This is a genomic window from Riemerella columbipharyngis (assembly GCF_900101995.1).
Classification (GTDB): domain Bacteria; phylum Bacteroidota; class Bacteroidia; order Flavobacteriales; family Weeksellaceae; genus Riemerella; species Riemerella columbipharyngis.
The window spans coordinates 19,318-30,411 of sequence record NZ_FNAS01000020.1; the positions used below are offsets into that span (position 1 = coordinate 19,318).

The 11,094-nt window shown below is 33.7% G+C and carries 5 protein-coding genes; all 5 read left to right on the forward strand.

The annotated features are described in order from the left end of the window. The first annotated feature begins 24 nt into the window (after positions 1 to 24). Positions 25 to 4,686 (forward strand): AHH domain-containing protein, encoded by a 4,662-nt coding sequence (locus tag BLS89_RS09285; protein WP_092737771.1) that lies wholly within the window; start codon positions 25 to 27, stop codon positions 4,684 to 4,686. Positions 4,687 to 4,689: 3 nt separating this feature from the next. After that, positions 4,690 to 5,370: an imm11 family protein gene (locus tag BLS89_RS09290; RefSeq protein ID WP_092737773.1), complete on the forward strand. Its 681-nt coding sequence runs from the start codon at positions 4,690 to 4,692 to the stop codon at positions 5,368 to 5,370. Positions 5,371 to 5,452: 82 nt separating this feature from the next. After that, positions 5,453 to 6,142, forward strand: coding sequence for a hypothetical protein (locus tag BLS89_RS09295; protein WP_092737775.1), 690 nt, complete (start codon positions 5,453 to 5,455; stop codon positions 6,140 to 6,142). A gap of 633 nt (positions 6,143 to 6,775) precedes the next feature. Beyond that, complete coding sequence (locus tag BLS89_RS09305) at positions 6,776 to 8,884, forward strand: fibronectin type III domain-containing protein (protein ID WP_092737779.1); 2,109 nt, start codon at positions 6,776 to 6,778, stop codon at positions 8,882 to 8,884. Positions 8,885 to 8,896: 12 nt separating this feature from the next. Continuing rightward, a partial coding sequence (locus BLS89_RS09310) for a SprB repeat-containing protein (RefSeq protein WP_092737781.1) occupies positions 8,897 to 11,094 on the forward strand: 2,198 nt, incomplete at its 3' end.

Here is an 11,094-nt window from a genome sequence, read left to right on the forward strand (position 1 = left end):
TAGAATTTTATAACTACTTTATCAATGACAACAAATCTAAAACTCAATACTGCTAATTGGTTTAAAAAGCAACTCTTATTACTTGGTCTGTTCATATTGGCTATACTACCATTGGTGGGTCACGCCCAGCAATACCCTGTGCGTATCATTCCTGTTATCACGCCTCCATATAGCCTAAAACTTGCAGACTATGCCCACGCTCCCGAGAGCAAATTGCAACTCCAAATCCTGATGACGGACTTACAACAACCACAGCATCACACAGGAATTAAATTCTTTTTGCAAGCAGGGCTCAACGCTCAGCCTATCGCCCAGTCTAACGAGTTTATCATTGGGCAAAAGCCTTTCCTGCTTACTCCTGGGGCCAACATCACCCTTACAAGCTCTCAAATAAAACACCTCTTTGACCCTCAAAATATCAATGGTTTAAATCCTCAGCAGTACGCCAATCCTCTTCCTGAAGGACTCTATCAGTTCTGTTTTCAAGCTTACGATTTCTATACTAAAAATAACCTATCCGAGAAAGCCTGTGCTTCCGTTTTCCTTAATCAATACGACCCGCCACAGCTCAATATCCCGCAAAATGCAGAGAAAATTCAAGCTCTTAATCCTTACGGAAATGCCTCGGGAATACTTTTTCAGTGGATGCCAAGGCAAGTCGCTCCTAATACTAAATACAACTTTATCTTAAAGGAAATTTGGGATACCAACCAAAGCCCTATCTCCGCTTTCCTTGCTTCCCCGGTCCTTTGGAAAGAGGAAACATTTGCTCCGAATCTATACTATTCTATCGATAAAACTCAGCTTATCCCTGGAAGAAGATACGCCTGGCAAGTGCAGGCTTTTTCTTCAAACCCTTTTGACAATTTTAACAATTTTCCAAATCATCAAATCCAAAGTGCCAACTATAAAAACAATGGCCTCTCTGAAATTTTCTTCTTCGATTATGTAGAAAACTGCCAAACTCCTACCTTCCTAATGGCCAAAAACAAAGGCAGAGGAAGAGTAGAAATCCAATGGAATTTCTTAGGTAATCCTGCTGGGCTCTATAAAATTCAATACCGAAAAAAAGGTACTAATACTCCGTGGATGCATACCCAAGCTTATCAAAACTCCGCGTTTATTAGTGGCCTCGAAGACCTTACCGAGTACGAATACCGCGTAGGGGCGGTCTGTGGGCAAACCCAAACATTATCCGATGAACAATCTTCCGATAATGCTTATGCCTTTAGCCCTGTGCAGTTTTTTACCACAGATAGCCAAGATTTACAAAATAATAACTTCCAATGTGGCGTAATGCCTGCCGTAGATATCTCCAACAAGGAACCTCTAAGGCAATCATTAGTCGCCAATGATACCTTTACCGCTGGGGATTTTCCTGTTACTATCATAGAAGCTCAAGGAAGCAATGGTATCTTTACAGGTACTGGATTTATTAAAGTACCGTACCTTGCTGATACCAAAATAAAAGTTGCTTTCCAAAACATTGCCATAAACTCCGATAAAAAACTTATTAGTGGTACCGTAGAAACTGAGTATGACCCGAATGAATCGGCCGTTCATTTTGCTTCCACAGGGTTAGGAGAACTCTTTGGCGATGCTGGCATCAAAGATATTACGCTCGATTATAATGTCTCCAATGTTCAGTTTATAGCCACTCCACCTCCGGGAAAAATCATCATCATAGGTGATAATGGTAAAGAAAATAATGATGACACTGGCTCTGGAACAGGTAGTACGCAAGAACTCCCTGCTGGAAGAGACTATACCATTGTAGATAAAAACGGAAATGTATGGCAAGTAGATGAAGATGGGAATATAACCTCTGGGGGAACACTAACCGATGGAGGAAAATCTACTCCTGAAAATACCGATGGCGTGGATGCCAACGGCTCTGCCAATGCAATTACCGCAAAAGGTATAAAAGTAGACTTTGAAAATGCTTCAAACTCAAAATACGCCTTTGATAAACCTAAAAAATTAATCTCCGATGATTATAAGGAAATTAGCGGTTATATAATCCCTTTCAAAGCCGTTGAAAATAAAGAAACTGAACCTTTTATTGCTAAAATCTCCATTACTGATGACTCGGTAAAGGCCGATAGCCTTATCTTTAAAACCTCGAAAGGTGTAGCTATTGAAGCAAAGAAAATAGATGGAACCAATGATTTTAAACTGACTTTAAAAGGTACTTATAGCTACGATAAAGAGGAAATTCAGGCAGTAATAAAACAAAACGGAAAGTATCAAATCGCTGGGGTATTCAACCTCGTGCATATCTCACCGAAAACTATCAAGCTAAATCTCGTGCCTACTACGGGAGTAAAAATAGCCGATGAAACAATAGCCCAAATTAAAAATATTTATAGCAAAGTTGCTATCAATATGGATATTACTACCAAACCTGAATTTGATATTAAAGACTTTTTAGTAAATAACAAACTCCCAACAGAAGATGAGTTCGGAGATTTATCTACTTACAGCCAGGCTCAAAATAATATTATCAGTAAATATATGGCTGATAATAAAGAGGTTGGACTGGAGTATTATATCTTCGTCACTGATAAACCTTCTTCCTCTGGGCAAGGTGGGTATATGAGACTCAATGGACAATTTGGGTTTGTCTTCAACCAGTCCGCAAGAACCATCGCCCACGAACTGGCTCACGGAGCACTCAAACTTGAACATCCTTTTAAACTATTCAAAAACTTAAACAAAGGCGATACTTCCAGCATAATGGATTATGCTGAGGGTACCAATTTTATTTTCCCTGAATGGAAACAAATCAATGACCCTAAACTCAAAATCTACTCCTTCCAAGAACAAAAGGAGGGGGAAAAAGTAGATGGTGCTACTTTTGTTTTAGAAAATGAAGAAAATTTCATAACACCTGATGGAAAGCTATTGTCTCTTCCGAAAGGTACTATTATTTATCATTATTGCTTAGATATCAATGTAAATAATACTCATTCATACGGCAGCTATCCAAATGGTGCGTTATATGGATTTAAACAAAATGGCAAATACTATGTTTTTAAATCTGCGTTCAGCAGTGGGGGTGATATATTTGATGGATATTATTTAATAGAAAATAAAAATTACACTACTACAAAATACAATATCGAAAATCAAACTATTGAAAAAAAAGACATTGTCTTCCTAAACTATACCGCAAAAGTTACAGAACCCCATTTTGTAAACTTTATCAAAATAAAAAACTTCGACTTTAAGCATAAATCAGACAATAAGTTTTCTTACATCAAGTATCAGGATAAGTTTTCCGCTTCTGATATTATCGAATCTATTAGTTTTCCATCTGCTGTTTGTGGTAACAACGAAATACCCCAAAAGGAAATTGGTGAGAAGAAAATAAAGAATAGCAACAGACAATTTATAGCCTCTATTAGAGGAAAGACAGCAGACAAAAAATACAAAATAGATGTTTATAAAAATGAAAAAACTGGTAAGTATGAAGTAGAAGTAGAACTTACTGGAAAACCTTTCAACACCGAAATAGCCGAACAAAAAACACTCATACAACAGCAAATAAAAACATTAGCTGAAGAGAAACTAAATGAACTGGGAGGATTAGATGACAAGAAATCTCTATATCAAAGGCAAGAAACCGAAGACGGTGGCGAATTTTATGTAAAAGACATGAACGGCCAAGAGTGGCTAGAAACTTTGGGTGATTTAGGAAGTAGTGTCTGGGAAAACGCTGCCTTACCGAAATCTTACTGGAATAAAGATGAAGGATATAACCAGTCTAACATACACATTCCTCCTACCTTTGCAGGTGTTGGAGATGGTGTAGTGGAAGAAATAAGCAACTACCCACAGCTGGTAAAACTAGGATATGATGTAGCCACCCAAAAAGATGTACGGGAAGGTCTATGGAATAGGGTCAAGAATATCACGCCTGAGAGTATAAAAAATGCTGCTATTAATTTTTATGAAGAAAAGAAAAATAATTATACTAGTGATAAATCTTACATTGTAAACCATACCGTAGGGAAAGATGCCGTAGCCATTGCCTCCCTATTTATGGGCGGTGGAGCTACAAAAGGACTCAAAGAAGCGACCAACAATATAGATGATGGAATTAAAAAAGTAGGGGAGAATATTAAGGAAACGAAAGCTAAGAAAATCTTTAATACCGCCCAAGAGCTCGTTGATGATATTGCTAAAAACCGATATTCTATACGAAAAAACATCATAGACCTTCCTGAAAGCAAAGCCTATGCAAAAAAATACTTTGACAAGTTTGTAAAAGAAGGCAATTTTGATGATTGGTTTAAAAACACTTTTGCAAAATACGACAAAAGCACCTTAACCTTTGAGGCTCACCATATTATACCTATTGATGTTTTAAAAACAAATCCAGATTTAAGGCAATTACTTTTTGATTTGAAAAAAGCAGACCCTAATTTTAAATTTGATTTTAATGGCATTGACAATGGAATGATGCTACAAAAAAAGAATTTAAATTTAGATATCAACGGACATACAAGTCATAAAAATTACAATGATGCTATTAGTGAAAATATTTCCGTTATAATAGAAAATGCCCCAACAAGTAAAAAAGCTTTTGAAAGAATTCAAAAACTAATTATAGACACAAAAGATAAACTTGAAAAAGAAGTTTTATTGGGAACTAAAAATGTAAATGATATCAAAAATTTTTAAAATATGAAATACTATAAAATAAAGATTAAACGGAGATTTGAAGAAGAAGATAAAGTTTTAGGACACGCCAATGGCCAGTTTGTCTCAAACGGAGCGTTTTATTTTGATAAAATGAGAAAAGGAGAAATTATAGAAGATGCTCCCATTTTTGACTACTTCCATTTGCAAAGTTTTGGAGAAGAAAAAGATTGGGAATGGCGGCTGCAAGATGTACACAATTTCATAGGAGAATCACCTAGCGGTAATAATTTTTACATATCAGAAAATTTTAAAATTTTATTGGAAAATTTTAAAATTACTCCCAAGTATCATTTTTATGAAACACGGCTTCTTTACAAAGGCGAAAAACTAAAATATTGGATTTTTCAATTTATTGCAAGTTATAGAAAACTCAATAAAATGCAATATGTTGATTTTCCCAAAAGTATTTTCTACATACATAACCAAAATTATTCTGCTAAATCTTATGAAGAATGGTCTGATATTAATGAAGAAATGTATGACAAATTTAATGAAGATTTAAAAATAAAAAAAGTTGTACTAACCGAGTTTTTTGATTTTTTCCCTTTAAATCCAATAAGTTCAGATATTATAGTTTCTGAAAATTTAAAAAAAGCCATTGAAGAAAATAATATCACAGGTTTTGAGTTTTTTGATATTGATTATGAGGTGGTTGTAGAATAATATTTCATAAAAAATTAGAACGAGAAGTTTTATTAGGAAACAAAAATGTAAATGATATTATTAATTTTTAAATACAAACAAAATGAAATATTATAAAATTCAAATAAAAAGTTTTTACGAAGACAGAATTGCAAGTAGAGCAGAAGGAGAAAATATAACTAATGCCAATGAATATTTTTGGGCAATGGATAAAGGTGGTATTCTTCATAACGCCCCCATTTTTGATTATTTTGTTTTAGAAAGTTTTGATGAAGAAAAATACTGGGAATGGGCTTTATTTGATGTTCATAAATTTATAGGAGCTGGTAGTCAAATACCTGGCTGGCTCATTTCTGAGAAACTAAAAAATTTATTAGAAAACTTTAAAATTTCCAATCCTCATACTTTTTATGAAAGTAAACTTTTGTATAAAGAAGAAAAAAAAGATTATTATATTTTTCAATTTTCAGGAGAACAATTTTTTAATACTTTGGTCAATTATATAGACTTTAATAAAAGTCTATTTTTTGACCCTAATCAAAAAATAGACTTTAGGATAATTGATATACAAGATTTAATTATTCAAACAAGAAGGATTTTTAAAGAGTCTGGGTGTGAAATAATCAATGTACCTGTTAAAAAACTTGTGTTAAATAATAATATTGATTTTTTTTCTATGCAAAGTTTTTTAGGAGAGAATATTATATCCGAACGCTTAAAACAAGCCATTGAAGAAAATAATATCACAGGTTTTCAGTTTTTTGAACTTGATTATAAGGTAGTTATAGAATGATATTTCATAATCAGTAATTAAAGTTTTTAAATTCATCTATTTTTCACATCACATTACAAAAAATTCCCTACCTTTTTCAAAGAACGTGAAATAAAACAAAGATTTTTTTTCAAAAATCAATGGATAGAATTACCTAAAAATGCTATTTTATCTTACGAGAGAGTTAATATATATGAATGCAAAATTGAATGGAAAACAAATGATGAGATTATTTTTTGCATATTATACTATCAACCTTCTTGGGGCAAAATGGATAGAATGGGTTATACGGAGGATGAAGAAGATTATAATTTCGGTCTCTGGCTATATAAAAAATGGAAATCACATTAACATAATATTTTTCTCTTTTTAGATTAGCCACGCTCTCTGTAGATATTTATGGTAATGTTCCAAAGTTAGTGATATTATAATTTTATAAAAATAACAAACTGATTATCAATAAAAATAAGACAAATACTCCAACAAATATAAACCATACATTACCCCACTTTTATTACTTTTGTAAAAAATTAAAGCCCTAATCCCTTGAGGTTCATTCCTCGTGTTGTAGAGTTAGTGATAAAAAATTTGGCTCAACATATCAATTTATATTACCTTTGTTTTAACAATATACAATACCATATTTTATACTGAATGACAAGATTTTACCTACTTATATTTGTATTTTTATTCTCTTCTTTTTCTTCCTTTGCTCAACAATCAAAAGAAGAAAAACTACCCCATCCTCGTATTCAGGTAAAAGTAGGTGTTAAACCCACAGAAATCTCCCTCCGCTGGGCAGTAGATGAACCTTTGGCCTGGCAAAAAGCAAATAAAATAGGCTTTGAACTCAAAAGATATACCCTAATGCGAGATGGAAAATTACTCTCCATACCCGAAGAAAAGGTTTTAGGCATTTTTCTCCCTGCCCCTGAAAAAGAATGGATGAACTTAGCAGAGAAAAATGATAATGCAGCCATCGTAGCTCAATCTCTATTTGGGGAAAGTTTTGAAGTAGAAATGGGACAAAACCAAGATAAACTACAAGGGATTATCAATAAATCCCAAGAAGTAGAACAGAGATTTGCCTATGCTCTAATGTCTGCTGATTTGGATTTTGAAATCGCAAAAATGGCAGGTTGGGGCTTTACAGATAAAGAGGTCAAGCTTAACGAGCGATATTTATACACGGTTATACTGAATCCCAAATCGGAAGACAGTTCCGCACTGCTCATAGAAAAAGGAACCGCTGTGGCCAATATTACCCCTAACTACGAGCTGCCCAAACCTCTTGATTTTATAGGGATTTTCCGAAATGAAAATGTGATTCTATCTTGGGAATATTTACAACTTAGAGATATCTATTCCTCTTATTTCATTGAAAAATCTGAAAATGGAAAAGATTTTTCTCTGCTAAATAATCTTCCTGTAATGAATATGAATGATACCGATACCAAGCAAACCCAAGGTATGATATATGTGGATTCTTTGGCTCAGAATGGAAAATTGGCACATTATAGAATAAGAGGAAAAACTATTTTTGGAGATTTTGGTCCATACTCTGATATCGTGTCAGGAAGTGGAAAAACAGATTTGCAGGTTAGCCCTATCATTGATAAATTTAATATTTTGGAGAATGAAGATGTTTCTATTCATTGGGAATTTCCAAAAGAATCAGAAAAAGATATTACTTCCTTTGAACTCCTACATTCCGAAACGGATAATACCAATAGCTATAAAGTAATCAAAAATAATATTGGTGTAACTGAGCGTCAAATCGTGTCTAAAAGCATTGCTCCTTCTAATTACTTTAAAATTCAAGCCATTACCAAAAATGGCGACAAACGAGAATCTTTCGCTATATTTACTCAACCTAATGATACTACACCACCTGAAACTCCTCTCCAGTTCAAAGGAAAAATAGACTCTACGGGTGTCGTCCATTTGGAATGGAAAGCCAATACGGAGAAGGATTTGGAGGGATATCATATCTTCCGTGGCATACAAAAAGGTGAAGAAATGGTAAGAATAACCCCACAAGCTATTACTGAAAATTCTTATAAAGATAATGTTGTTTTGGAGAACTTGAATTCCAAAGTCTATTACTATATTACGGCCACCGACAATAGAAAAAACCAGTCAGCTCCTTCGGAAATTTTAGAACTGGAAAAACCTGATAAAGTACGCCCACAAGCTCCTGTATTTACAGAATACAAACTGGAAAGTGATGGTGGTATTACCCTACATTGGTACAAAAGTTATAGTGATGATGTGGCGGTTCATCAGCTTTTTAGACAAGCCAAAGAAGGAAATGATAAATCTTGGAAAAAAATCTACGAAACCAAAGATATAAAACCTCAATACAGCTTTACAGATAAAGATGTAGAGGCCGATATTTTGTATAATTATTATCTTTTAGCCATTGATAAAAGCGAATTAATTTCTGATAAATCTTTGGAATTAAGCCTTAGAAGTGTGAGATTAGAACCTATATCAGCGTTAAGTGGGTTGTCCTCTTCTATCAATAGAGACAAAAAACAGATTGAACTCATCTGGAAAACCACTCAAAAGAATATTTCGGAAATTCTTGTTTATAGACAAAAAGGAACTGAAAAACCTACACTTTGGGGAACGCTATCTGGAACACAGAATTTTATAGAAGATCCTAATATCCAAGTAGGAAATACTTATACCTACCTTATAAAACCTATGCTACAAAATAACCAAGTGGCTAAAACTGAAAAAATTACTGTTGATTACTAAAAAACACATTATATGAAGAAATTTTTATTGTTGTGGATAATTGTGCTATCCAATGTCGTTTGGGGGCAGATATCTCTACAAGGAGAAGCCAATTATAAACTAATAATTAAAGGATATCAAGGTGAAGACCCTAAAGCTTGCGGAGATATTTATGGATTAAGAGAATTAAATATTATATATGACAATGGGAGTAAAGAAAATCTTTGGGATGGTAGAATTTGGAATCAGCATTTCAACCACGAAAAATTGTATAGTAAAAGTAAAAAAATAAGAGGAGTTGAAATCTATTCTATAAATAGGTGGGAAACATGGATTGGATGTAATGGTGGTCCCAATCATGATAGAACGACTATAAATATCAATGGTGTTTGTACAAATCAGTTTTTCTCTAACCCTCTTCATGTTACTAGAGATGTTACGATACAATCTTTTCCTACTTATAAAATTAATTTTAACCCTTCCCGTCAATATATTTTAGGAAGTGAGCAAAACTTAAAAATATCCTTACCTAGTAACTTAGAAAACTCTGACTACATTTGGAAATATAGTATTGCTGGACAAACTCCAAAATCTTTTTCGCCAAGGTATAATAATAATCCTATTCTTGATGTACCTGCTAGTGAATTCATTTCAGAAAATGACTATGGAAAAATAATTTCCGTTTGGGTTGAATCTCAATGCCAAAATAATGGCGTAGTTCAAAAATCTAATATTTTTCATTTTATTTCTTATAAAGAGGCTCCACATATTTCATCAAGCCAAGTGTTTCCTACCAAATGTTTTGATAGTGAAGATGGCTCTGTACTTATCAATTTTGATAGAAAACTCTTACCAAATGAAAGTTTGGAATATGTCCTTACAAACAAGGATACAGGAACTACCTTTAGAAATGGAAATATCTCAACGGATTTACAAAATAGTACTTCAATAACTCTTAACGATATTCCTGCTGGAAGATATGAACTCAAATTTTTAGGAAATTATTTAGGTAATGCCACTTATACCGATGGTGCTGCTCATTCCTTTAATTTTGAGGTTACAAAACCTACTACCGTTACCTTTGATGCTACCCATAAAAATGTCTATTGCCACGCAGGAAGTGATGGCGAAATCTCCATTACGGCAAGTGGTGGACAAGGTAGTTTCCAATATTTTATTACAAAAAATGGACAGCCTTTTGCTGATTGGACTAATTTTAATAACGGAAATTCTACAACTATCAAAAATCTTGATGCAGGAACCTATGCCGTAAAGGTTCGGGATACCAATTTTTGTATTGCTAAAAATCCTACAAATTCAAATCTAGAAAAAGAAGTTACCTTAAATATTACACAACCTGAAAATCCTATTGCCTTATCAGAAATTGAAACTTTTACCCCAACAGGATACGGACTAAGCAATGGATATATCTCCGTAAGGGTAACGGGAGGAACACCTAATTCCGATGGAAGTTATTTCTATGAATGGAGAAAAAACGCTCTTGATGGAGAAATTATAACATCCAACATCATAACAGATAATACTAACCAGCCTTTTACCATAAAACTTGGAAATATCCCTGCTGGGACTTATTACCTTACTGTAAAAGATAAAAATTATAGCGTTGCAACTTCTAATTTGAATCATTGTGGAATTATCTCCAAAGTATTTAATGTTTCTCAGCCTGAGCCGTTAATTGTCAATATTAAGGTTCAGGAAGTAATCTCTTGTAATATTAACAATAATTATCGTTCTAAAAACGATCATAACCAAAATAATATCCCTGATGAAGCAGAAGATGGGGTTTTATTCGCTGATGTAAAAGGTGGCGTAAAAAATTATTTCTATCAATGGCAAATATCCAACGGTGGTGTATTCCAAGATATTCCAAATGCTACGGAAAATAAACTTGCCAATCTATCCGAAGGAACATATAAAGTTCTTATCAAAGATAAAAACAATAATACCACAGAAGCCGTTTATACACTCTCCTACCCAGAAGAATTGAAACTAAACATTACCGCAAATACCATATCGTGCTATAATGGTAATAGCGGAATTCTTTCTGCCCTTGTAACAGGCGGTACTGGAAACTATTCCTACCAATGGAGTAATGGGGAGACTACTCCTACTATTAAAAATCTACCCGCCGATAAATATACTCTTCTTATTACCGATGGAAAAGGGTGCAATGTCTATGGAAAAACTGAAATAAAACAATCTTCTGAAAT